The organism is Gordonia sp. CPCC 206044 (genome assembly GCF_048537895.1).
GTDB lineage: Bacteria > Actinomycetota > Actinomycetes > Mycobacteriales > Mycobacteriaceae > Gordonia.
This window is the reverse complement of the sequence record NZ_JBCLVL010000001.1, coordinates 287,894-312,367: the sequence shown is the minus strand read 5'-3', so window position 1 is coordinate 312,367 and position 24,474 is coordinate 287,894. Positions and strand designations below refer to the sequence as shown.

The 24,474-nt window shown below is 68.5% G+C and carries 12 protein-coding genes; 1 reads left to right on the top strand and 11 read right to left on the bottom strand.

What is annotated here, in order from left to right:
- Positions 1 to 41 precede the first annotated feature (41 nt).
- The 6 genes from AAFP35_RS01380 to AAFP35_RS01355 form a co-directional block, all read right to left on the bottom strand.
- Positions 42 to 4,610 (bottom strand): amino acid adenylation domain-containing protein, encoded by a 4,569-nt coding sequence (locus tag AAFP35_RS01380; RefSeq protein WP_419219722.1) that lies wholly within the window; start codon positions 4,608 to 4,610, stop codon positions 42 to 44.
- The gene (locus AAFP35_RS01375; protein ID WP_419219721.1) at positions 4,607 to 9,925 is read right to left on the bottom strand and encodes an amino acid adenylation domain-containing protein; all 5,319 of its coding nucleotides are present in this window, start codon (positions 9,923 to 9,925) and stop codon (positions 4,607 to 4,609) included. The genes AAFP35_RS01380 and AAFP35_RS01375 overlap by 4 nt, the downstream gene beginning before the upstream one ends.
- Positions 9,926 to 9,960: 35 nt before the next feature.
- Complete coding sequence (locus tag AAFP35_RS01370; protein ID WP_419219719.1) at positions 9,961 to 10,899, bottom strand: hypothetical protein; 939 nt, start codon at positions 10,897 to 10,899, stop codon at positions 9,961 to 9,963.
- 63 nt (positions 10,900 to 10,962) lie between these two features.
- Complete coding sequence (gene nbtC, locus AAFP35_RS01365) at positions 10,963 to 14,091, bottom strand: nocobactin polyketide synthase NbtC (protein ID WP_419219718.1); 3,129 nt, start codon at positions 14,089 to 14,091, stop codon at positions 10,963 to 10,965.
- Entirely contained in the window at positions 14,084 to 15,415 is a 1,332-nt protein-coding gene (locus AAFP35_RS01360; RefSeq protein ID WP_419219952.1) for a polyketide synthase, read from the bottom strand. Before AAFP35_RS01360 ends, nbtC begins: the two co-directional genes overlap by 8 nt.
- Positions 15,416 to 15,428: 13 nt before the next feature.
- Positions 15,429 to 16,211, bottom strand: coding sequence for a thioesterase II family protein (locus AAFP35_RS01355; RefSeq protein WP_419219717.1), 783 nt, complete (start codon positions 16,209 to 16,211; stop codon positions 15,429 to 15,431).
- Between the two features lie 81 nt (positions 16,212 to 16,292).
- On the opposite strand from AAFP35_RS01355, the gene AAFP35_RS01350 reads away from it, so the two are divergent.
- The gene (locus AAFP35_RS01350; RefSeq protein ID WP_419219716.1) at positions 16,293 to 16,934 is read left to right on the top strand and encodes a GNAT family N-acetyltransferase; all 642 of its coding nucleotides are present in this window, start codon (positions 16,293 to 16,295) and stop codon (positions 16,932 to 16,934) included.
- A 29-nt stretch (positions 16,935 to 16,963) separates the two neighbouring features.
- On the opposite strand, the gene AAFP35_RS01345 is transcribed toward AAFP35_RS01350, so the two are convergent.
- Genes AAFP35_RS01345 through AAFP35_RS01325 form a run of 5 tightly spaced genes read right to left on the bottom strand, consistent with a single transcriptional unit; the run spans position 16,964 to position 24,369 of the window.
- Entirely contained in the window at positions 16,964 to 18,277 is a 1,314-nt protein-coding gene (locus AAFP35_RS01345; RefSeq protein WP_419219715.1) for a SidA/IucD/PvdA family monooxygenase, read from the bottom strand.
- The gene (locus tag AAFP35_RS01340) at positions 18,274 to 21,747 is read right to left on the bottom strand and encodes an amino acid adenylation domain-containing protein (protein ID WP_419219714.1); all 3,474 of its coding nucleotides are present in this window, start codon (positions 21,745 to 21,747) and stop codon (positions 18,274 to 18,276) included. The genes AAFP35_RS01345 and AAFP35_RS01340 overlap by 4 nt, the downstream gene beginning before the upstream one ends.
- Positions 21,744 to 22,565, bottom strand: a complete 822-nt coding sequence (locus AAFP35_RS01335) for an ABC transporter permease (RefSeq protein WP_419219713.1) — start codon at positions 22,563 to 22,565, stop codon at positions 21,744 to 21,746. Before AAFP35_RS01335 ends, AAFP35_RS01340 begins: the two co-directional genes overlap by 4 nt.
- Complete coding sequence (locus AAFP35_RS01330) at positions 22,562 to 23,407, bottom strand: ABC transporter permease (protein ID WP_419219712.1); 846 nt, start codon at positions 23,405 to 23,407, stop codon at positions 22,562 to 22,564. Before AAFP35_RS01330 ends, AAFP35_RS01335 begins: the two co-directional genes overlap by 4 nt.
- Entirely contained in the window at positions 23,404 to 24,369 is a 966-nt protein-coding gene (locus tag AAFP35_RS01325) for an ATP-binding cassette domain-containing protein (RefSeq protein WP_419219711.1), read from the bottom strand. Before AAFP35_RS01325 ends, AAFP35_RS01330 begins: the two co-directional genes overlap by 4 nt.
- Positions 24,370 to 24,474 lie beyond the last annotated feature (105 nt).

The window sequence follows — 24,474 nt, the reverse complement described above, 5'->3', positions numbered from 1 at the left end:
CCTCACCGACGCCCAGCGCCGTCTCGACCACCGGCGACGGGTTATCGGGGCATCTCACCCAACGACACCGACAACGCCGCCACCGACTGCTGCCACAGGTCTGCGAGCTCAGCGGCCTGCGTGTCGGTGAGCACCGCGTCGCTGTAGCGCCAGTTGGCGACCAACTGTGCGCCGTCGGGCGTCCCGCGGACCACCGCGACCAGATCGACGGCATACCGTAGCGGCAGATCGGGTTCCGGATCGGACGGCAGGTGACGATTCACCTCGAGATCGGTGATCGGGGTCCACGGTTGCGACGTCGCGGTGGAATCCGCCTCGGTGTGCAGGTCGTAGCGACCGAGATAGTTGAACTCCACCTGCGGGTCGGACGCCTCACGCAACCCGGGCACCTCGGCGAGGTACTTGAGGACCCCGAAATCGATTCCCGCAGAGGGAATTTCATCCAGGTGACCGACCACGTCGTCGAGCAACGCCCGCCCCACCGCCGGATCCGCGGCCACCTGGGCCGCATCGATGTCGCGGCCGACGCCGAGTCGCGCGCAGAACACCGAGGTGAACCAACCGACGGTGCGTGTGGTGTCCATACCCGGACCCGCGAGGTCGTCCTCTCGACCATGGCCCTCCAGCGCCAGATAGGCACCGCAGGACGGGTCCTGTCCACGGTGGCGTCGCCAACTCGCCAGCGTGAGGGTCAGTGCGGCGATGAGGAACTCCCGCATCCCCACCCGGCGTCCGACGCCGGCGAGGATCGTCGCCGTCGTAGCGTGATCGGTGAGAGACACCAAGGGCCGCAACGACGACCATGTGTCGGTGCGCGGATCCGGGTGCCGCGCACCCAGCGCAGGGTCCGGGGCGGCGACCTGCCGAATCCAGTGATCACGCTGGGCCAGCACGGCGGGATCGTCACGCCGCGACGCCACGAACCGACACCACGCACGGTAGTCACTGCCCTCGACCGGCGGCGCCAACGACTCCCCCCGCGCCGACGCCACACCGAGAGCGGCGAGGTCGGCGAAGATGATCTGCCAGCTCACCACGTCGACGGCGAGGTGATGGGCGGCGAGCAACAGCAGATCAGCGGAGCCGTTGCGGCGCAGCCGAACCGCCGCCATGATGCGTCCGGCAGTCGGATCGACGGATTCGTTCGCCCGTCGAGCCGCCACGCCCACCGCGACGCCGAGGTCGTCGACGTCGACCGTCGTCAGGATCGACGAGGCATCGACCACCCCGGGCTCGCGGGTGATCACACCGTCGGGGGTCTGCTGGGCGCGCAGCATGTCGTGGCCGTCGAGCAGTGCCGCAAGCACCGCGATCAACGCCGCGTCCGACAGTTCCTCGGGCAAGGTGAACAGCACGGTCTGGGTGAAGCGACGGTGATTGCCGAACTCGTACATCTGCTCGACGACCGGTAGTGCGGGCACGGCCCCGATGCCCGCGGAGACGACGTCGACGCCCTCGTCTGCGGCACGGTCGATGGCGTCGCCGAGATCTCGGATACTGTTGCGGGACAGAACCATACGTGGTGTCACCGCGATCTCCAGATCACGCAGCCTGTTCACGGCGGCCATTGCGATGATGCTGTCGAGGCCGAGGTCGAAGAAGTCGTCGTCGGCACCGGGTGCGGTACCGAGCACCTCGGCGAACACCTTGCGTACCACCGTCGCGGTGGCCGTCAGATCCTCGTCGGACCCGCTCGGTCGCGCCTGCAGGGCCGCAGCGGCCGATTCCGCGAGAACCCGACTGTCGAGTTTGCCGTTCGTGTTCATCGGCAGCACCGGCAGGCACACGATGCGGGCCGGGACCATGTGCGCCGGCAGGATGTCCACGAGCCTGCCACGCAACGTCCGGGCGTCGAGATCGGCACCCGCGGCGAATCCGACGAGCGCCGGGGAGGCAGCCCGTTCCACCACGACCACGGCCGCCGACTCGACGCCGGCCAACGCCCGCAACGCCGCCTCGATCTCACCTATCTCGATCCGGTAGCCACGGATCTTGACCTGATCGTCACTGCGACCGATGAACTCGATGTCCCCACGATCGTTGTACCGCACCAGATCTCCGGTGCGGTACATACGCGCGCCGGAGTCCGTCGGATCGGCGACGAACCGTGTCGCGGTCATCGCCGGACGGTCCTGGTAGCCGCGCGTGACCTGAGCACCGGACAGATAGAGTTCGCCCGCTACCCCGGTGGGCACCGGACGCAGTCGGGAGTCAAGGACATGAGCGGTCATCCGATCGGTCGGCGCACCGATGGTCGGCACGGGCGAATCGGCGACGCGCGCCACGACCGCTTCCACGGTGGTCTCCGTGGGCCCGTAACAGTTGTGCACGGTGGTGGACGGCAACGCACCGAGCTGCGCCCACAAGCGGGGACCGATGGCTTCTCCGCCGAGAGCCAGCACGGTCAGATGCCCCTGTGCGGCCGCGGACTCGTCGGCGGTCCCCTCGTCGACGAGTCCGGCAGCCGACAGTTGACCGAACATCGACGGGGTGGTGTCGATCATGTCGATCGCGTGCTCGGCGAGACCGGCGACGAGGCGGCCCGCATCCCGCATCTCATCCTCTCCGAACAGATGCACGGCGTGACCATCGAGCAGCGCCGCGAGCGGTTGCCAGGACGCGTCGAAGCCGAAGGTCCAGGCGTGCGCCACACGCAGCGGTCGGCCGAGTTCGGCGCGGGCCGGGGCGAGCATGTTGTCCCGGTGGTCGCGGCAGTAGCTGACCAGGGCCGAGTGGGTTCCGATGACACCCTTGGGTTCTCCGGTGGAACCCGACGTGAAGATCACATAGGCGGCGCTGTCCGGGTGGGTGTCGGGCATCACCACCGCGTCTGGGCGTGCGGAGATCCGATGGGCGGTCTCGGGGTCGTCGAGCATCACGAGGTCACCCAACGGGGCGAATCGGTCGGCGTGTCCGGCATCGGTGATCAGCACCCGTGTGTCGCACTGCCCGACGATGCCGCTGATGCGTTGATCGGGCAACGCGACATCGAGCGGGACGTAGGCTCCACCGGACAGGAAGGTCGCGAGTATCGCGACAACCGTGTCGGCCGACCGGGGCAGCGCGATCCCCACGACCGATTCGGGACCCACCCCACGGTCTACCAGCTCGGCGGCCAATCGTGCGGCGGCAGAACACAGTTCCCCATAGCTCCACGCCGACGACGCGGTCACCAGTGCCGGTGCCCGCGGGGTCGCCGCGGCTTGATCGACGAACGCGCGGATCGCGGTCGGGGGGAGATCGTGCGCGCCGTGATCACGCCGCCCCATGGCCCACAGGCGTTCGCGTTCGGACGGCAACAGGACGTCGAGGCGGTCCGGATGAGACGCGGCGGCGTCGGGCAGTTGCTCGAGCACCCGCAGGACTCGCTCGGCGATCTGGGCGGGCTCGGCCGCACCGAGTGCGCCGTCGACGGCCTCGGTGATGACGATGAGTTCACCGTCGAGCAGGTAGGCCACCACCGTGAGCGGATAGTGCGCAAGGCTTTCCATCGCCAACGGCAGGAACCGGGTGCCGTCCGGTGTGCTGAACGGTTCGGTGGCCGCACCGATCGGGGCGTTCTCGAAGACGAACAGGGTGTCGAAGAGTGCCGGATGCCCACCGGCCCGTTGGATCTCCGACAGTCCGAGATATCCCTCGTCGCGCATGGCCGCGGATTCGCGTTGCAGCACAGCGCAACTGGCCTCCACGGAAGTCCCGTCCCCCGTCGCGAGTCGCACGCGTGAGGGCACCGTGTTGATGAACAGGCCGACCATCTCGTCGGCGCCCGGGAGGCCCTGTGGCCGACCGGAGATGGTGGTGCCGAACAGCACGTCGTCACGATCGGTGAGACGCCCCAGGACCGTGGCCCACGCGTACTGGACGGCGGTGTTGAGCGTCAGTCCCGACGCCCTCGCCCAGGCCACCAGCCGCTCGGTCTGCGCAACCGGCAGCCGATGGCGGGTGCGGATCGGTTCGGTGGCCGCGAACCCCGAACCGGCGAGCATCAACGGCTCCGCACCGTCGAGATAGGTCCTCCAGGACTCTGTCGCCCGATCGGCGTCCTGCGCGGCGAGCCACGCGATGTAGTTGCGGTAGGGCCGCACCGCGGGCAGGGCGGCATCGGAACCGCCGGCCGAGTAGATCGCCAACAGCTCCTGGAAGAACAGGGCCACCGCCCATCCGTCCATCAGGATGTGGTGAGCGGTGACGAGAAGCCGACGGCGTGCCGGCTGCTCCCCGGGTGCATCCTCGAGCGCAACGAGCTTGACCCGCAGCGCCGGGCCGCGCCGCAGATCGAAGCGGGCCGCCCGCTCGGCGGTGGCGAGGGCGTCGAAGTCCGCGGCGGTGGTGCTCACCTCCTCCCACGGGGTGGTCACCGATGTGGGAACGATCTGCACCGGTTTCGGGATGTCCTTGTCCCACAGCGATACCCGCAGGTTGGGATGGCGCCGTAGCAGGGCGTCGACACTGCGATGGAGCAGATCGACGTCGAGGGGGCCGGTGATCTCGACGACGAACTGCATGGAGTAGACGTCGAAGCCGTCTCCGGACATCTCCGAGAGCGTGAAGAGCCCTTGCTGCAGTGGGCTCAGTGCGAGGACGTCCTCGATCTCGGGGGTTGCGCTCACTGCTGTGACTTCCAGGCGGCACCGAGTGACGAGAGCATGTCGTCGCTGAGACCCGATGCACTCATCGGTGCCACATCGTCGACCGGAACGCCGTCGGCCGTGGTCTCGGCATCGTCGGCCGCATCTTCTGCTGCGTCGACCGCCGCCGCGAGTTCGGCGATCGTGTAGTTGTCGAAGATCTGTTGCGGCGACAAGGCGACTCCCTCCGCGGCGGCGCGTGCGGACCACTGGATGGAGATCACGCTGTCCCCACCGACCGCGAAGAAGTTGTCGTCACGTCCGAGACCGTCCACGCCGAGCAGTTCCGACAGGATGGTGACCAGTCGTTGTTCGGTCGGGGTCTGTGGTTCTCCGCCCGCTGTCGCAGCCATGGCGATCACCGCGGGCGCGACCGTGTCGGTGAACGGATCGGTGACCCGCGATCGGGGTGCGAGCGCGGCGAGGGCCTCCGGAAGGGCCGCCGGCGCACCTGCTTCGGTGACGACCCATTCGGTCACCGAACGGAGGTCGGTGATCCCGGTGTGCTGCAACGCAGCCAAGGTGCGAGGCCCGGCGTGGACGCGTCGTGGATGTTCGGCGACGATCAGCTGCGCCAGCCGAGCCGGGTCCTCCTGATGCCGATCCGCGGCAACGACCCCTGGCAGGGGCGGGAGGGCGACCCCGGACAACGCGGTGTCGGCCGCGGTGGCGAGGGTCTCCAGAAGCGCCCCGAAGGTGGCGGCGATCGCCGTCACGGTGTCCTGCTCGTAGAGATCGGCGGCCGCGACGATCCGGCCCTCCATGCCACCGTCGGCGATGACCACCAGATTCACGTTGAGATCGAGGAACGAGGTGTCCTGCTCCACCGGCAGCAACGCCACGGTGCTCCGCCCCGATTCGTCCAGGGGGCGTCCCCAGGCGTTCTGGTCGCGATCACGGAAGTGGATCATGCTCTGGAACAACGGATTGTACGAGCGCGTGCGCCGCGGGTTCAGTGCCTCCACCAGACGCTCGATGGGAACGTCCTGGTGCGCGAAGGCATCCAAGACGGTGTCGCGGGCTCGCCCGATCAATTGACGCAGGGTGGGATCGTCGACGGTTCGGGTACGCAGCGCCACCATGTTGGCGTACAGGCCGACGAGCGTGTCGGTTCCCGGGTCCACTCGCCCGGCCACGGGCGTGCCGATGGCGATGTCGTCGCCGCCACCGAGGCGACTCAACAGTCCGGTGAGCATCGCGGTCAGCGTCATGAACTCGGTGGCGCCACAGTCGTCGGCGACGGCGCGGACGCGACGTCGGATCTCGGCCGGCACCACGAAATCCGCGAGCACGGACCGCTTGGACAGTGCCTGGGGGCGTGGATGGTCCGCGGCCACGGTGATCTCGTCGGGTTGTCCGGCGAGCGCCGCCCGCCAATGCTCGATCTCCGCGCGCCCGAACTCGGCGAACACATCGGAGTCGGACGTGGGGTCACCCACCGGGAACACCCGATGCTGCCAGGCCGCGTAATCGGTGTACGTCAGGTCCGGCGCCCCGAGGTCTGGAGTCGCCCCTGCCACGCGCGCCCGATATGCCGTGATCAGGTCACCGATCAGCACGTCGGTGGACCAGTGGTCGATCACCATGTGGTGCACCACCATCGACAGCACGTGGACATCATCGTTCTCTCGCAACAGCTTCGGCGCGAACAGCGGCGGCACGGACAGATCGAAGTCGTGCTCGCGGGCGGCGGCCAGCACCGAGTCCCGCTCGGCCGCATCCGCGACGTCGATCACCGGCAGTTCGACGTCGACGCTGTCGCTGATCCGTGCGGCGGGCAGACCGTCGTGTTCCACGAACGTCGTGCGCAGCGATTCGTGACGTGCGACGACGTCGGCGATCGCGGCCTGCAGAGCAGCCCGGTCGAGTGGACCGTCGATCCGCAGCGCCAGCGGGATGTTGCCCGCCGCGGCGGCGCCGCCGGTGAACCGTTGCTGGAACCACATCGCCAACTGCGAGAACGACAGCGGCGCCGGGTCCGGCCGATCGCCTGCCGTCAACGGTGGTCGCCCACCACGCCCGACCGCCGGGTCGACGACGAACGCGTTGTCGGCGCCGAGACCGTCGATGTCTCCGAGTTCGTCGAGGTCGATGCCGAACTCGTCGCGCACCGCGGCGTTGACCGCGGACGCGAGCCCCTCCACCGTCGGATTGTCCAGCGGTAGACGGACATCCACGTCGATACCGAACTCGGCGGTCAGGGTGGTCACCAGCCGAGCAGCGAGCAGGGAGTGTCCACCCAGATCGAAGAAGGAGGAGCCTGCGCTGATGTCGTCGGTGCCGAAGATGCCCGCGTACACCGCCGCGATCCGCTTCTCGGTGGGTGTCTCGGGCGCCCGAACCGACTGCGGGGCAGCCACGATGATCGGCAGTGCGTCCCGGTCCAGCTTTCCATGCACGGTCAGCGGGACCTCGTCGATGGTGCCGAGCGCCGCCGGAACCATGTGGTCGGGAAGCACCGAGCGGGCGTGGGCCAGCACGTCGGTGACGTCGAGAGTCGACCCCGCGCGCGGTTCCGGGATCACGTATCCGACCAGACGCGCGCCCGTGTCGGCCGATTCGACGAGGACCACGGCGTGGGCCACGTCCGGGTGGGTGCACAGACCCGCCTCCACCTCGCCGAGCTCGATCCGGAATCCGCGGACCTTCACCTGTTCGTCGGACCGGCCGACGAACTCCAGATCACCGTCGACGGTACGGCGCGCCAGGTCGCCCGTGCGATAGAGACGCGACCCCTCGGTGAACGGGTCGGCGACGAACCGGGTCGCACTCAGCGTCGTTCGGCCGAGGTATCCGCGCGCGAGTTGCCCACCCCCGAGATAGATCTCACCGACGACACCGTCGGGCACCAGGTGCAGACCCGCATCGAGCAGATAGCTGGTGACGTTGGTGTTCGGTGTCCCGATCGGCACGATGACGTTGCCCTGCGGGCCGTCGACCGGATAATGGGTCGCGGCGACGACGGCCTCGGTCGGCCCGTAGTTGTTCGACAGCGCCGCGTCGAAGGTCGTGGTGAACGCGTCGGCGATCTCACCGGACATCGCTTCCCCGCCGACCGGCACGGTGCGGAGCATGGTCCACTGCTTGACCTCGGGCACCATCAGCAGCGTCGACAACAACGTGGGCACCATGTGCATCACGGTGACCCGTTGCCGCACCAGGAGCTCGGCCATGTACGAGATGTCCTGCACTGCCCTCGGTTTCGGCACCACCAAGGTCGCGCCCACCACCAAGGTGCAGAAGATCTCGAACATCGAGGCGTCGAAGCTCACCGACGAGGTCTGCACCAACCGGTCGTCGGGTGAGAGCACCTCGCCCGCACCGAACCCGACCAGGTGATCGGCGATCGCATCATGTGCCACCGGTACACCCTTGGGGGTTCCGGTGGAGCCCGAGGTGTAGATGACGTAGGCGAGGTTGCCCGGCCGCAGCGGCGAATGCCGGTCGTCGTCGGTGACCGGTCGGACCGCGTCAGACACCGAGGCCGCCTCGGCCTCCGCGATCTCCAGTGCTGCGGCGTCGAGTACCAACCGCGGTGCGGCGTCGGCGATGAGGAACTCGGTGCGGTCCTGCGGATAGTCGGGATCGATCGGGAGGTACGCGCCACCGGCCTTCATCACCGCCAAGGCGGCGACGACAAAGCCCACCGAACCGCCCATCCTCAGTCCGACCAGGTCCTCGGGTCGAACTCCGGAGCGAATCATCCAGTGGGCCAAACGGTTCGACCGGTCGTCGAGCTGACGATAGGTGAAGACCTCGTCGTCGGCGACCACGGCCTCGTGCTCGGGTCGCTCGGCGACCGTCTGTGCGAACAGGTCCACGACGGTCACCCCGGGCTGCGGGTGCACCCGGCCGGTGGACGCCGCCAGGACACGCGCCCGCGCGGTGGCATCGAGGAGCTCGAGGTCTCGGATCGGACGATCGGGCGACTCGATCGACCGGCGCAACACATGGAGATAGGCGTCGGCGAGACCCGCGGCGATCTCGCCCGGGAAGGCACCGGTGTCATATTCGAGTTCGAGGACCGGATGCTCCCCGGCGACGAGGGAGAACTCCAGCGGCAGTTGCCCGTTGGGGATGGTCAGTGCGTCGAGGTGGGTGACGTCGACCCCGGACAGGGCCAGCCCTTCGGTTGCGGTGCGCGTGCTCACGCTCACCGCGACGAGCTGGGTCAGTCCGTCACCGCCACCGATGCGTGCCGGATTCACCGCCCCGACAACCGAGTCGACCGGCACGCTCTGATGGGTCACGGCCTCGACGAGGCCTGCACCGGTCGACGAGGTGAGCGCGGCGAACGTGTCGTCGGCGGCCACGCGGGTCCGCAGCAGCAGCGAGTTGCCGAAGTAGCCGATGAGACCGGAACCCTCGGACGGGCGATGCGTGACGGGTACCGCGATGGCGAAGTCTTCTGCACCCGTGATGCGGTGCATGAGCGCGCCGGTGACGGCCACATGGACGGTGAACGGGCTGACCGACGAACTGCGGGCGAATGCTTCCACCTGCGCGACGAGGTCGGCGGGCACCGGCCGGGTGAGCCGGGCGCTGCCGGCGGACGCCTGTCGTCCGGTCCCGGTGAGCCCCAACGGCTCCGGGGCCGGCGTCAGCTGGTTGCGCCAGTACTCCAGGTCCGCGGCAACGGTGGCCGGATCGGCCTGGGGCAGATCTGCGTACTGACGGCGGAGCTCGACCAGGCCTGCCCGGTCGGGCTCGTCTGCGTTGTAGACGGCGTTGATCTCCCCGAAGAGGACGGGCCACGAATCGTCGTCCCACGCGATGTGGTGCACGGTCAGGAGCAGGACATGGGCATCGTCGGCCAGTCGCACCAGCACCAGTCGCATCGGATGGTCGGTGGTGAGATCGAAGGGGGTGCCGAACTCCCGCCGCGCGAGCACCTGGAGACGACGTTCCGCGGCCCGGCCGGTGAGGTCGGCGATGTCGGCCGTCTCCCACGACGCGGCGACACCGGTGTGGTGCCTCGCAGTCGGTTCGCCGTCGGAGCCGAGTTCGTATGTGGTGCGCAGGATCTCGTGCCGACCCACGACGGTGTCGAAGGCGCGGCGCAGCCGAGCGGGATTGAGGTCCCCGTCGAGGCGAAGGGCCACACCGACATTGAGAGAAGTGTCGGCGACATCACGATGAGACACGAACCACAGACGGCGCTGCGCCGCCGACAACGGGCTCGTCGCACCGTCCGGCCGGGCCGCGACCTCTGCTGTGGTGTTCGCGCTCGCCAGCCCTCCGGCCTCGAGCCGCTTCCGGAGCAGTTCTTTCCTGCGCAGCGCACTCTTGTCAGACATGCTGGACAGTCTACCTAGGCAAGCCTAACCAACGATCAGAGAGAGCACGGGATCTGCGCGTACGAACCGATGTCGCAGATGGAACGGTTGGACAGCTTCCACTGGCCGCCCTTCCAGACCCAGTACAAGGGCATCTTGGCCGGGTTCCATCCCGGCGAACGCAACTCGAGCGTCGCCTTCGCGGTGCCGCCGTTGACGGACACCGGTCCGGTCACGCGGTAGCTGAAGCCGAGCGGCTTGAAACGCTGCAGGACCGTCACGATCGGCTGCGCCTGGGTGACCGCGCGGCTACCACCTTCGAGGCGAGCAGCCTTCTGCGCCGGCGAACCGCCACCGACCAACATGTCCAGATCGTTCTGCAACTTGCCGACGGTCGGCGTGGAACGTGCGGTGGTCTGCTGGGGCGCTGCGCTCTGCGCCTGGGGGACGCCCTGAGGCGCGGCCGCACCCGGCAACATGCCGCCGCCGCTCGTGCCACCACCGGCAGGGAGATCGGCACTGCTGCCCTCGGGCGGCGCCGCTGCGGCAGCAGGCGGGGCTGCGGCTGCCGGAGCGCCGGGCGCACCCGGCGCGGCTCCGGCTCCCGGGGCCGCAGCCGACGGCGCGGCGCTCTGTGCCGAGCCGAGGTTGACCACGGTGGGCTGCTGCTGTGCACTGGCCGCCGCGTCACGGTCGCCGAGTTCGGACACCAGCAGGCCGACCACGCCGATGGTCACGATGACCGCGGAAATGATCGCGGCAACACCACCCGACACCAGCACGGTCGGCCAGTTGACGCCGCTGCCCCCCGATGCGCTGCCCGCCCCCTCTGCCGGAGCACCCTCGCCCCCAGCACCGTCGACCCCAGCACCGTCGACCGCAGTATCGCCGTCGGGCGCCGCCTCTGAATAGGCTGGCGCACCGATCGGTCCGGTGGCGGTGTCGTCATAGCCGGCAGCGGTGTCCGTGCCGGTGGAACCGTATGTGGGTGTCATGTGAGCACTCCCCGAAGTCGAGATTAGTAAGCCTGACCTTACTAGGTCGATGTCCATATCGCGTCATCGCATGAGACCGACGACCTCACGCAACGTGGCGCCGCCGAGGATCGCCTCGACCGGCAGGTCACGGCCCAGCGACCCCTTGACCCGTCGACGGAACTCGAGCGCCTGCAGGGAGTCCAGCCCCAATGCGACCAACGGGGTCTCCGGATCCAGATCCGTACCGGGCGCGGACAACCCCATCGTCGCGGCCAACTCTGCGGCCAGCAGGTCGTCGAGCGCTCCCTCGATCGACGGCTGACCTGCGACGGAGTCGCTCTCAGGCGGTGTCTCGTCGGGTACGGGCACGGGTTCGACCGGGGGCACCTCCGCGATCGGAGGCCGCGTGACCACGGCCGTGGTGTCGGGGATCGCCGACAGCACGGGCTGATACCCGAACAACGACAACAGGTCGCGCAACTCCGGCCAGTTCGCCGACAACACGATGGCGTCGGCGCCGAGATCGGCCAGTCCCACCCGCATCGCCGCGCGCGGCGCCATCGGCACCACCCCGGCACCTTCCACGCGCGCGACCCCCGACTCGTCGAGCGGCCCCTGCACCTGCCACAGTCCCCATTCGATCGCGACCGCCGCGACGCCACCGGCCCGCCACCGTGCAGCGGCGATCTCGAGCATGCGATTGGTCAAGGCGTAGAGCGCCTGATCTCGTCCACCGAGAGACGCCGCCACCGACGAGCACAGCACGACCTGCAGGTCGTCGGTGACCGGCACGGCATCGAGCAGAAGTCGCATACCCGCCACTTTGGCGCGCTCGGCGTCGACGATCTGGTCGCGCCGGATGCTGTCGACGGAAGTCGCCACGTAGTTCATCGCGGTGTGGATCACCAAGGACACCGGCTCGGCGAGGGCCGACGCCAATCGGCCCAGCGCCGCGTCATCACCGATGTCGCAGGCGATCACGTCGATGACGCTGCCGGTCCGCCTGCGCAGCGCCGCCAGCCTGGAGGCCGTCTCCGCGGTGCCGCCGGAACGGCTGATCAGGGTGATCCGCCCCGCGGGCGCCACCCTGTGGGTCGCGTAGTACTCGCAGATCTCCAGGCCGAGTTTGCCTGTGCCGCCGGTGATCAAGATGTGGCCGGTATTCGGTGTCCGGGTCTCGTCGACGGCCGCCGGCTCCAGACGTTTGACGTAGAAGGTGCCCTCACGCAACGCCAGCTCCGGCTCCTCGGCCACGTGCACCGCGGTCAGGACATCCTCGGCCTGCGGCGCACCGTGTGCGGCATCCAGATCGAGATGCCGGAACCGGACGGTCGGGTATTCGGCTGCGGCACACCGCAACGCAGCCGTGATCGGGCCGTGCACGGCGTCGGCCACCGGATCGCCGTCGACGACCTGCTCACCGCCGACGGTCACCCACCAGAACTGTTCGGGCAGGTCGGCCAGACCCGCATGCCAACGCCCCTCGGCCAGGATCTCGGCGAGCATGTCGACGGCGTCATCACGATCACCGGTCGCACCGATCAGGAGCACCGCGGTGTCGATGTCGATCCCCGGTTGTTCGTCGGCTCCGATGATCGTCGCGGTGGCTCCCTGCGCGGCCGCTGCCGCACAGATCTCCGCGGCTTCGACCGCGCACCTGCCGGTCGGATCCAGGATCGCCATCGTCCTCGGCGCCAGCAGTTTCCGACGTTTGAGCGGCTGCCAGCGGGTGAGCAGACGCTGAACGTCGCCACCACGTTGCGCGGCCGCCCACTCCGGCGAGTTCGCCTCATCGGTCACGCCGGACTCTCGGTCGGCCCACAGATGCAGACGACGCATCACGGTGTTGGGGAAGTCCTCGAGCGGCAACCGCGCCGCATCGTCGTCGCCCACCTTCAGCGCATCCCAACGGAACCCGGTGTCGGCAACCGCGAGCGACGCCAGGTTGCGGGTGAACTCCTCGAGCCCATCGGCGTCGCGCCGCGACGTTCCGATCACCGGTCGCGGGGTGGTGGCGTCGACCTCCGACAGCGTCTCGCCCATCGCGAGCATCAGGGTCGGGTGTTCGGACATCTCGACAAAGAAGTCGGCGCCGTGACCGACGACCGCGTCGGCCACCGCCTTGTCGAATCGCACCCTGTTGCGCAGATTCCAGAACCAGTAGTCCCCCAGGCTCATCGATTCGTCCACGGCCTCGCCGAGGGTTGCACCGATGCACGGCAGTCTGCCGGGCAGCATGCGATCGTGTTCCAGATAGGTGCCGAGCGCGTCCAGGAATGCCGGTTGGTACTCACTCACCACACTGGTGTGGGCCGGATACTCGACCCGGATCTCCTTCGCGAACTTGCCTTGCGCGGTGAGCATCTCGACCATCTCGAGGACGGCCTCCCGCCGTCCCGAGATGCACAGGATGTGCGACGAGTTCACCACCGACAGCTGCGCCCACCCGGAATGACGCGCGAGCATGGCCTCGCACTCGTCGATGTCGATCCCGACGACCGCCATGGTGTGTCCGCGTGGTGCCAGCTCATGGACCAGACGGGCGCGGACCGTGACGATGGTCAGGGCGTCCGACAACGTCATCACCGAGCTGCGGTAGGCGGCGGCGATCTCTCCCTGGCTGTGCCCCACCGTCATCGCCGGCGTCGCGCCGGCAGCGTCCCACATCGCGGTCAGGCCGACCATCTGCATGAACAGAGCGGGCTGGACGACGCGGACATCGGAGACCGCCGGGTCGTCGTCGGCGAGTTCCCCGAGCACGTAATCGCGTGGCGAGGTGCCGAACAGACGCACGGACTGCGCGTGACAGTCCTCGACCGCACGCCGAAACGGCTCGGACAGTTCGTGATACCGGCGCCCCATACCGGGTCGCTGACTCCCCTGACCCGGATAGGTGTAGGCAACCCGGCGCAACCCTGCCGGTCCCCCGCCACGTACGACGGCGGGATGCGGACGCTCGTTAGCCAGGGCATCGAGCGCTTCGACGAGTTCGCCGCGGTCGCGGACCGCCACGAGAGCGCGATGCCGGCGTGCGGGCCGGGTCCGCAGGAGATGTTCGGCGATCGCCGCCGGGGCGATCTCCGGGTGCGCCATGGCGTATTCGCGCATCGCGGCGGCCTCCGCCGGCACCAGCTCCGCGACGTCCGAGGACACCAGCACCGGCACCCGGCCGTCGGGCAATCGATATGTTGACGAGGAGTTCTCAGACATGGGCATTCCCACCGGTACGGTCTGTGTCCGACAAGGGCATTGCGATGATGGCGTGCGCATTCGTCCCGGATACGCCGAAGCTCGAGACCGCGGCGAGCCGTCGGTCGCCGCGAGGCTCCCACGGACGCAGTTCGGTGGACAACCGCATGGCGCCACGCTCCCAGTCGATCTTGTCTGTGGGGTCGTCGGCGAACAGGGTCGGGACGGTCACACCGTGCCGACCGCTGAGCAGAACCTTGATCAAACCCATCATCCCGGCAGCCGCCTGTGCGTGTCCGGCATTGGATTTCACCGATCCGAGCAGGACCGGGTCGTCGGCAGGCCGGGCCACCCCGTAGGTGTTCTGGAGCGCCTCGAGTTCCATCGGATCGCCCAGCGGGGTGCCGGTACCGTGCCCCTCGATGAGGTCGACATCGGCCGGGCAGATGCCCGCAGCGGCGATGGTGCGCTCGATGAGCCGCTGCTGGGCCTGGGCACTGGGGACCACGATCGGCGCCCCACGCCCATTGTGATTGATCCGGGTCGCCAACACGATTCCCAGGATGCGGTGCCCCAATCGCCGTGCCCGGCTCTCGGTTTCGAGGACAACCACGCCGGCCCCCTCACCCCACAGGGTTCCGGTGGCGGCTGCACTGTAGGACCGGCAGTGTCCGTCGGCGGCGAGTCCGTTGTTCTTGGCGAACTCGAAGAACGCGCCCGGCGAACCCATCACGCACACGCCGCCGGCGATCGCCCAGGTGCATTCCCCACCCCGGATTGCGTTGGCCGCCAGGTGTATCGCCGTCAGCGACGACGCGCAGGCGGTGTCCACGGTCATCGACGGACCGATGAGCCCGAGTGCGTGCGAGATCCGTCCGGCGACCGCGCCCAGTGCGGTGCCCGCGATACGGTGCCCGCTGAACTCGTTCACGGCCGCCGCCCGCGGGCCGTACTCCGCGATGGACGCGCCCATGTAGACGCCGACCTCCTCGTCGACGAGTGCGGTCGGGTTGATCCCGGTGTTCTCCAGCGCCCGCCATGCCACCCGCATCCCCACACGCTGCTGCGGGTCCATGGCGACAGCCTCGCGAGGGCTGATCCCGAAGAACATCGGATCGAACTCGGCTGCCCCACGAAGGAATCCACCCGCGTCGGGAACCTCACCCCACCCCTCGTGGACGCCGAGGGACAACACCTGATCGATCGGCCAATCCCTGTCCCGGGGAAAGGGTTCGACGAGTTCGGTGCCGTCGGCCAGTGCCGAGAAGAACTGCTCGGTCGTCTCCACCCCACCGGGCGCCTCGACGGCCATCCCGGCGATGACGATCGGTTCGAGATCCATCATCACGCGAAGTCCCTCACTTGCCCACCACCGAAGTCGATTCGGTGAGGACCTCCAAGACGTCGGACGCGTTGTCGTCCAGGTAGAAGTGCCCGCCGTCGAACACACTCACCGAGACATCGTCTCCGTGGATGTTCCACGCGTGCAGTTCATGGGCCTTGATCGCCGGGTCGTCGGCACCGCCGATCACCGAGATCGGCGCGGTCACCCGATCGGTCGGCTCGGCGCGGTAGGCGTCGAAGGCCTGGTAGTCGGCCCGCAGCACCGGCAACGCCATCCGCATGACGGCCTCGCTGGCCATCACCGAACCACCGGTTCCCTCCAGCACCGACAGATGCGCCATCAGACCTTCGTCGTCGGTGGGGTGTCGAGGGAGGTCGGCGACACGGCTCGGTGCGGCGGCGGCCGACACGACGAGTCGCGCGAGTTCTGGATCGCCCGTCCGCTGCGCCCGCCGCGCGAACTCGAAGCCGACGATGCCGCCCATGCTGTGTCCGAACACCGTCAGCGGGGCACGTCGGGCGTCGGGGCGTTGCGTGTACTCGGCGTGCGCCTCGGCTGCCAGGTCGGTCAGCTCGGTGGCCGCGGGCTCGCGCATCCGGTCCTGACGGCCGGGGTACTGCATGATCAGGACCGTGAACGCACGGCTGAAGTGTTCGGAGAGTGCACGATACGACGACGCGCCACTGCCTGCGTGTGGGAACACCAGCAGCGGGGGAAGGTCCGGTCGCAGCGGTTGATGGAACTGGCGCAGCGCTCCGAGCGGCTTGCGTGGGGACGGGGTTGAGTTCGTTGTCATATCTGCACTTCTCTGACTTGGATTGAGCATGGGCTAGCCTGACGTCGGTAATGCACCGACCAGCGAACGGAGTCGTCCGGGATGGATGCCGCCGGAACAACACCGCCCGAGCCCTATTCGATCGGCCGCGAGATCACCGACGTTTCTGCCGAAGTGGCTGCGGCGGGTGGACCAGTGGTACCGGATCTGACCGGCCGGTTTCGCTTGCGTCTGGTCGATCCGGACGGCAGCGACCCGCAGATGCTGGTGGAGTGGTTCGCACGACCGCATCTGGCGGAGACCTGGGAGCAGGACTGGTCGGTCGAGCGGTGGCGGGCCGACTCGGCGCACCGACTCGCAGGCGACTACTCGCGTCCGCTGATCGTGTCGCTCGACGGCACCGAGATCGGATACATCGAGTTGTACCGACCGGCGCGTGACGAGATCGCGCGTCTGTATCCGGCCGATCCGCACGACATGGGTCTGCACATCGCGACGGCCGACGCGAGCCTCATCGGTCGCGGGGTGATGTCCGACTGGATGGCCGAGTTGGCCCAGGCCGTCTTCGACGCCGACTCCCGTTGTCGCCGCGTGGTTCTCGAACCAGACTGGCGTAACACCAGAATCCGTCGTGCCGCGACCAGGCGCGGTTGGGTCGACGTCGGCGAGTTCGATGTCCGCCCCGATCGGCGTATCGCGCTGCATGTCCTGGGTCGGACACCGCAGGACGTGCCGCCCCTCTGAATCCGGGAGCCGTGTACCGGGACCGGACATCACCGGGCCTCGCCGAGGCGGTCGGCACGCGCGCCGCGCGAGCGTCGGGTGGCGATTCGCAGCACCCGGTTCGAGAGTTCGCCCAGTGAGCTGAGATTCGGGAATCCGGGACCCTGCGCGAAGCCGGCGAGGTTGGGCAGGAACAACTTCGGGGTCAGCCCGGTGATGGCGAGATCGTGGCCGATCGAGGATTCGATCCGGTCGAGTGTGGGTGGCCAGCCCAGTGTGAGTTCGAGCAGATCCGCGGCGTCGTCGGTGAACAGGTCGAGGAACCACAGGGGTTGCCCGCCGGTGGCGTCGACGACGAGGTCGAAGGTGTGCGTCTGCGCCGGCCGCCCGGGATTGTGCAGGGTGACCGCGATGAGGTCACCGGCCCGGCGCGCCGACACCGCACGACCCTGTAGGTGATGAAACCGACTGTCCCCCAGCAGGTTTTCCTGCACCCGGACCGAGAACACACCGCGGTCGGTGCGGCGGATGACGTCACGACGCTCCTCGGGCGGCAGGTTCGACCAGCCGGTCGGATCGCTGAACATCGCGTTCTCGAAATAACTCTCGCCCCGGGTGTAGATGGTGGCGCCCGGCGAGATCACCGAGACGGTCATCACCTCGTGTCGGACCAACTCGTCGAGAGCAGAACCCGCCGTCTCGCCGCCACCGATCACCGCCGCGCGTGATGCCACCGGCAGGTCACGCCGCGACACCCGATCCCAGAACGCCGAGATCGACAGCATCCCGTCGTCGTCGATCATGGCCCGCGCGCTCGAACCCGGGCCGGTGATCATCAACGCGTCCCCGACGACCTCGGTGGCCGTGCCGTCGGACGTCCGCACGTCCAGCGACCACTGTTCGTCGTCGGCCGAGATCGCCGTGACAGTTCCGATGGTCAGATCGAGGTCCACCCGTGCGGCAACCCATTCCAGGTAGCGTGCCCACACGTGGTGCTGCGGGTTGGGGCGACCGCGATCGACCCACTCGGCATACGTCTGGTGCTCGACGAGGAACGACATCCAGCTGTAATCGACCATACGCCTGCTGATCTCGGCGTTCTCCTCACCACCTCCGCGGGCCGCGACGGCGGATCGGTACGGGAAGCCGATGTCCTTCTCCGGGCTGGTGCCCAACCGGTGGCGACCGTCGGTCCAGCCGCCGATCGACTGCCAGTTGGCACCCACGGCATGGGCCTCGATTACGCGCACCTCGGGTGCGGGCAGGCCGAGATCTCGCATCACCTTGGCCTTGGCCGCCACCGCAAGTGCTTTCGGCCCGGCGCCGATGATCAGCAGGGTCGAGGGAGTGCCCGCACCCGTCATCGGGCATCGACCTCCGCGGCGTCGGCAAGCGCTTCGTCATCCATACCCGCGACCTCCAGGTAGACCGCCGCGACCTGCGCGAGCCGGCCGGGACGTTCGTCCGTCTCGTCCATACGGCGTGCGAGATCGCGCACCGTGCGGGCAGCGAAGATGTCGACGATGCCGACGTGCGGGGCATCGAGCCAGTCCCGGACCCTCGCGATCACCTTGGTGGCCAACACCGAGTCGCCACCCACCGCGAAGAAGTCGTCGGTCACGCCGATCGTGTCGGCGGGTTGACCGAGGACCTCGGCGACGATGTCGACCAGCGCGCGTTCCAGATCGTCTGCGGCAGCGACCTTCTCCCCCTCGGTCTCGGGGCTGCCGAACAACCCCTCGACCGCCCGGCGGTCCAGCTTGCCGTTGCTGGTGAGCGGGAAGGCGTCCAGTACCTCTATCTGCGACGGGACCATGTAGGCGGGCAACAGGTCACGCAGGGCGTTCTCCACCTGGGTCGCGTCCGGCCCCGGCCGGTCCACGGTGACCGCGGCCACCAGACGTCGCGTCCCCCCGGTCGTGACCGTGGCGATCGCGGCACGCACACCGTCGACCGAGCGCAGGGCACCCTCGACCTCACCGAGTTCCACGCGGAAGCCGCGAATCTTGACCTGGTGATCGGCGCGACCGAGGAACTCGATGGTGCCGTCGGGCCAGTAGCGCGCCAGATCCCCGGTGCGATACCACCGTTGGCCATCGCGCTCGATGAACCGCTCGGCGGTCCGCTCGGGATCGTTGCGGTAGCCGTGGGCGACGCCCGCGCCGCCAACCCAGAGTTCACCGGTGACCCAGTCGGGGCAATCACGGTCCAGCGAATCCACCACGCGACATGTGACGTTGCCCAACGGCGTTCCGAACGGCACCGACGTCCAGTGCTCCGGCGGGTCGGCGACCTCGCACACCGTGCCGTGCACCGCGATCTCGGTGGCACCGCCCAGCCCGGCGAATCGCGCGTCGGGGGCCAGCGCGTGCAGCCGTTGCGGCAGGTCCACGCCGACCCAGTCGCCACCGAGCAGCGTCGCCCGCAACGATTTCCCGAGCCCGGCCGGGTCGGATTCGGCGGCGGTCAGCAGCATGTCGAAGGCACTGGGCACGCACGTGAGGATCGACGCGTGATGGGTACGGAGCAGTTCGAGCCAGGCAGCCGGGTCCTTCGCGTCCGCGGCGTCGACCGCGATGGCCGCGCCTCCGGCGCTGTGGATGCCGAAGATGTCGTAGACGGAGATGTCGAACTCGAGTGCGGCGACCATGAGCGACCGGTCGTCGGGTCCGACATCGAAACGTGTGTTGATGTCGTCGATGGTGTTCATCGCCGCGCGGTGCGGCACCTCGACGCCCTTGGGGGTGCCGGTGGATCCGGACGTGAACAGCACGTACGCAACCGATTCCGGGTCACCGAGCAGAGCCTCGGCGAACGGTGTCCGATGCTCGCGTGCCTGCGCCACATCGAGCGCCCGGACACTGTCCGGGACGTCGTCGAGTGACTTCCCGGAGCCCAGAAGTGCTCGCACATCACCGGTTTCGAGAATTGCCGAACGCCGCGCAACAGGTTGGTCGTAACCGATCGGCACCCAGACCGCACCGGTGGCGAACACGCCGAGGGTCGCGATCACCTGTTCGTGGCCCTTGGGCAACTGCACCGCCACCGCATCGCCGGGGAGAACACCGGCGGCCCGCAGCGCCCCGGCGACGGTCAACGCCTCCGCCGCGAGGTCACCGTAAGACATCTCGCCGTCGCGCCAGAGCAGGGCGGTGCGGTCGGGTTCGTGGGTCGCCCGTGAGAAGAACTCCTGGTGCAGCAGTCGTCCGGATGTGGTCACCGCCGTGTCGTTGACACGTGCGCGGGTGGCCCGCTGCGCGGTGGGCAGCTGCGGAGACGACGTCGCCATCCAGCCCGCGTCGCCGTCGCCGAGTCGGTCGACGGCGGCGGTGTACTCGGCGAACATCGCCTCGATCACCCCAGGCGGGAACGCCGAGGCACGGACGTCCCAATTGAGCAGCAGCCCACCACGGACCTCGGTGACCTGGGCGTCCAGGATCACCTGCGGCCCCTGCGAGACCACCCACACCGGCTCGCCCAGCAACTCGGCCACCTCGTCGGCGAAGAGTTCGCCCAGTCCCAGCGCACTCGTGTACACCACCGGGGCCAGGACCTGCTCGCCACGGGTGCGGCCGAGGTCACGGAGCACCTCGAGGGCACCGTAGCTGGAGTGAGAACCGTTGGCGTGCATGGTCTGCTGCATCGACCTGGTGAGGTCGAGCACCGACTGCGCATGTCGCAGATCCACGTCGAGCAGGACCGAGGAGCTGAAGTCACCGGAGACGCGCTCGATGTCCGGGTGCACCGGTTCGCGATGGAACAGCGGGACGTTCAACAGGAACCGGTCCGAGCTCGACCACGCGCCGATCGTGGCGGAGAACACGGCGGCGAGCGCGATCGCCGGTGTCACCCCGCGCTCGTGCGCGGCCGCCAGTAGCGTCTGCTTGGTGGCTGCATCAACCCAGTGGTGGTGACGGACCACCCGGTGGTCGATGACCGCACCGTCGGCACCGGTCGGAAGCGCAGGGGCAGAGGGCAGGTCGTCGAGACGATCGGACCACCAGGCTCGGTCGGTTTCCCGACTCTGATTCGGGTGGTCGCGACGGTGCTGCAGGTAATCGCGGTAGGTGTAGGCGGGCGCGGTCGGCGCTGCACCGTTGTAGAACCCGACGAGATCGGCGAGCAGAACCCGATAACTCATCGCGTCGGCGGCGATCATGTCGATGTCGAAATGCAGACGATGCCTGTCGTCTGGCAGCAGGGTGAGCGTGAGGTCGACGACCTGCCCGGCGGCGACATCGAGCATCTGGTGGCTCTTGCGTTCACGGATCGCCGTCAGTTCGCGGTCGATCGCGTCGGCGGCGAGATGGCGGAGATCGTTGACGGAGAACGGATCGTGCGCCGGCTCCGGGAGCACCTGCTGGGTGCCGTCGGGCAGGAATCGTGCTCGCAGCATCGGATGGCAGTCCACCAACGAGTGCATCGCGGTGCGCAGTCGCTCGGCCTCGAGTCCGAGTCCGTCGAACTCCACGTAGAGGTGGGCGGCCACACCGCCGAGGTCGGCGGCCGTGGTGCGGCCGACCCAGTACGCGTGCTGCATCGGCGCCAGCTCGAAGGGGTCTTCGGATGCACCGGCGGCGGTCGACGGTTCGGCCACCGGGGTGTCGGCGGGTGCGGACGCTGCCAACATCGCGACCCATGCGTCGATGGTCGGTGCGGCAGCGAGATCGGCGAAATTCAGTTGGTGCCCACGCTGCTGCCACTCACCGGCGATGGTCATCATCCGGATGGAATCCAAACCCATCTCGATCAGATTGACGTCGTCGTCGATCTCGTCGTGTCCCACGCCGAGGATCTCGGCGATGCGGGCACGGATCTCCTGGTGTGCGCTCATCGATGGTGATTCCCTTCTGCCGCACGCCGGTAGCCGCGCACGGCGGTCACACCGAAGGCGACCGTGAGGCCGGCCGTCCACGCGAGCGTCGCGAGCAGCGGACCGGCGATCGGCCCGCCTTCGGTGAGGCCGCGTATCGCGTCGATCGCGGGGCTCATCGGTTGATATCGGACGAGGGGTTGCAGCCAGCCGGGATACTCACCGACCGGGGCGAACCCGGTGTTGAAGAACAGCATGAACAAGAACAGGCCGCCGAGTTGCTGCACCGCGGCCTGCCCGGTGGAGACCAGGGCCAGTGCCATGATCGGCACCGCAAGACCCACGGCGAAGATCACCGGCACCACAACGGCTCCGACGCCGGCGGCCCACCCCTCGTCGAACCGGAACCCCATCGGGACGGCGACGAGAAAGAGGACCACGGTGCTGATCGCGGTGCGCAGCGCCTCGGCCAGCAACCGCCCTGCGATGAAACCCGAGCGCGGCACCGGCAGGGTCCAGAGCCGGGAGAGCAGACCGCTGTCGCGTTCCTCGATGAGTCGAACCGCGGTCGACAGCGTGCCGTACATGGCGCCCACCAGGGCCACCAGTCCGGCATTGCCGTAGACGCTGTCACCGCCGCCCATCGAGGTCACGGTCTTGCCGAGCACCAACTGGAACATCGCCAGCATGAAGGCCGGGAACACGAGGGCCTGCACGACGATGCCGGGCTCGCGGGCCCATGCCCGCAGCAAGGCGCCTGCGTGGGTCACCGCCTGGGCGGCGATGCCGACACCCCGGCGGGCGGGCCACTGCGTGATCGTCGGTGTCGTGATGCTCATCGGCCCACCTGAGCGCGTCCCGCACAGACCATCGCGATCCAGCCGGCCACCAGCAGACCGATCAGCCAGGCGACCGGCGCCGTGGCCGACACCTCGTCGCCCGACGCCAGGCCCCGCAGCATGTCGGTGAACACAGACAACGGCTGGTTGCGTACGAACGGCTGAGCCCACGTCGGGAATCCTTCGGCGGGAACGAGTCCCGTCGATGCCATCACCAGGATCAACTGCGGGATCATCAGCACGTGTGCGACGCTCGTGGAATTGCGGGCCACCGACCCGGCGGCATCGGTCAGCATACTCAGCGCCAGCCCGACCAGCACGGTGACGAGAACGAAGACGACTGTCTGCCACCATGTTCCGTGAAATCTGAAACCGAGCGCCGAGCCGATGGCGATACCGGCGGCGATCGACAACACCAGGCGGACGAGCACCCACACCATCCGCGCCAACGGTACCGAGGTCCGCGCGATCGGCAACGACGCGAGCCGTTCCCGGACCCCGGCACGAGCGTCCGCACCGGCCGCCTCGGTGGCGGCGATCGCGGTGAACAGACCGGCCTGCAACAGAATGATCGGGGTCAGGAACTGCGCATAGTCGGCGCCCAGTGCCTCGAATCGGCGGTGCAGCGGCATGTAGAAGCAGACGAAGAACACCAGCGGACTGAGCACCGCCATCACCAGGTCGCCGGAACGCAATGCGCCCCTCAATTTTTCGGTGGCCAGGACACCGACGGCGACACCCTGTCCGACCGCGGCGCGGCGCGGCGCCTCGTGATCGGTTCCGACCCGACCGTCGGCGGCCACGTCGTCGAGCAGGCCGGTCGCGTCGGTCGGGCCCGTCACGAAGTCTCCGTGAGCGTGAAGAACACCTCGTCGAGCGAGGGCTGCCGCAGTCCGACGTCGAGAACCTCGACGCCCGCCGCCTGCAGGCGGGTGATCACGGTCGCAGCCGTTGCCATGCCGTCCGGCGCCCGCACGGCCAGTTGAGGATTCGGGGCACCGGCCGAGGGACCACCCTCGACGATCTCGAGGTCGGCCAGCTGCGCTCGGACCTGCTCGAGATGTGTGTCGTCGACCAGGGTGATCTGACAGATCGCCGCACCGGCCTGCTGTTTGAGCCGACCCGGCGTGCCCGCGCCGACCACGCGACCGTGATCGAGGAGCACGATGTGATCGGCGAGCCGATCCGCCTCTTCGAGGTACTGGGTGGTCAGCAGCACGGTGATGCCGCCCGCCTTCAGCCGGGCGACGGTGTCCCAGACCGCGGCGCGGCTGCGTGGATCCAGACCAGTGGTCGGCTCGTCCAGGAACAGCACCTCGGGTCGGGTGACCAGCGCGCTGGCGATGTCGACGCGCCGTCGCATGCCGCCGGACAACGTGGTGACACGACGGTCACGGACCTCGCCGAGGTCGTATTCCTCGATCAGTTCGTCGACCCGTGCGGCGACGGCGCGACGCCGCAGGCCCGTCAGCCGCCCGAACACGGCAAGGTTCTCGGCGGCCGTGAGCCCTTCGTCGAGCGACGCGTACTGGCCGGTCAGGGAGATGAGTTCGCGGACCCGGGCCGGTTCACGGGTCACGTCGTGACCGCAGATCTGCGCAGTGCCGCCGCTCGGTCGCTGCAGGGTGGACAGCAGGCCGACGGTTGTGGTCTTGCCGCTGCCGTTGGGGCCGAGCAGACCGAGTACCTCGCCGCGCTGCACGGTGAAGTCGATGCCACGGAGCGCGTTCACCGACCCGTACGTCTTGGTGAGTTGCGCAACCTCGATGGCCGGCACTGGACTGGCCTGCGATTTTGCGGTCATCATTGGTCTGCGATTCCTCCGGGTACGAACTCACGAGCATGAAGCTAAGGCGAGCCTAATCTATCTGCGGACGCAAGACGATTTCGGCGAGAGGCGGTTGGGGGT

Excerpts from the sequence above, each read along its gene's own strand:
- AAFP35_RS01375 (WP_419219721.1), bottom strand. The coding sequence starts at position 9,925 with ATGTCTGACAAGAGTGCGCTGCGCAGGAAAGAACTGCTCCGGAAGCGG.
- nbtC (WP_419219718.1), bottom strand. The coding sequence starts at position 14,091 with ATGTCTGAGAACTCCTCGTCAACATATCGATTGCCCGACGGCCGGGTG.
- AAFP35_RS01345 (WP_419219715.1), bottom strand. The coding sequence starts at position 18,277 with ATGACGGGTGCGGGCACTCCCTCGACCCTGCTGATCATCGGCGCCGGG.
- AAFP35_RS01370 (WP_419219719.1), bottom strand. The coding sequence starts at position 10,899 with ATGACACCCACATACGGTTCCACCGGCACGGACACCGCTGCCGGCTAT.
- AAFP35_RS01360 (WP_419219952.1), bottom strand. The coding sequence starts at position 15,415 with ATGATGGATCTCGAACCGATCGTCATCGCCGGGATGGCCGTCGAGGCG.
- AAFP35_RS01340 (WP_419219714.1), bottom strand. The coding sequence starts at position 21,747 with ATGAGCGCACACCAGGAGATCCGTGCCCGCATCGCCGAGATCCTCGGC.
- AAFP35_RS01335 (WP_419219713.1), bottom strand. The coding sequence starts at position 22,565 with ATGAGCATCACGACACCGACGATCACGCAGTGGCCCGCCCGCCGGGGT.
- AAFP35_RS01355 (WP_419219717.1), bottom strand. The coding sequence starts at position 16,211 with ATGACAACGAACTCAACCCCGTCCCCACGCAAGCCGCTCGGAGCGCTG.
- AAFP35_RS01350 (WP_419219716.1), top strand. The coding sequence starts at position 16,293 with ATGGATGCCGCCGGAACAACACCGCCCGAGCCCTATTCGATCGGCCGC.
- AAFP35_RS01325 (WP_419219711.1), bottom strand. The coding sequence starts at position 24,369 with ATGACCGCAAAATCGCAGGCCAGTCCAGTGCCGGCCATCGAGGTTGCG.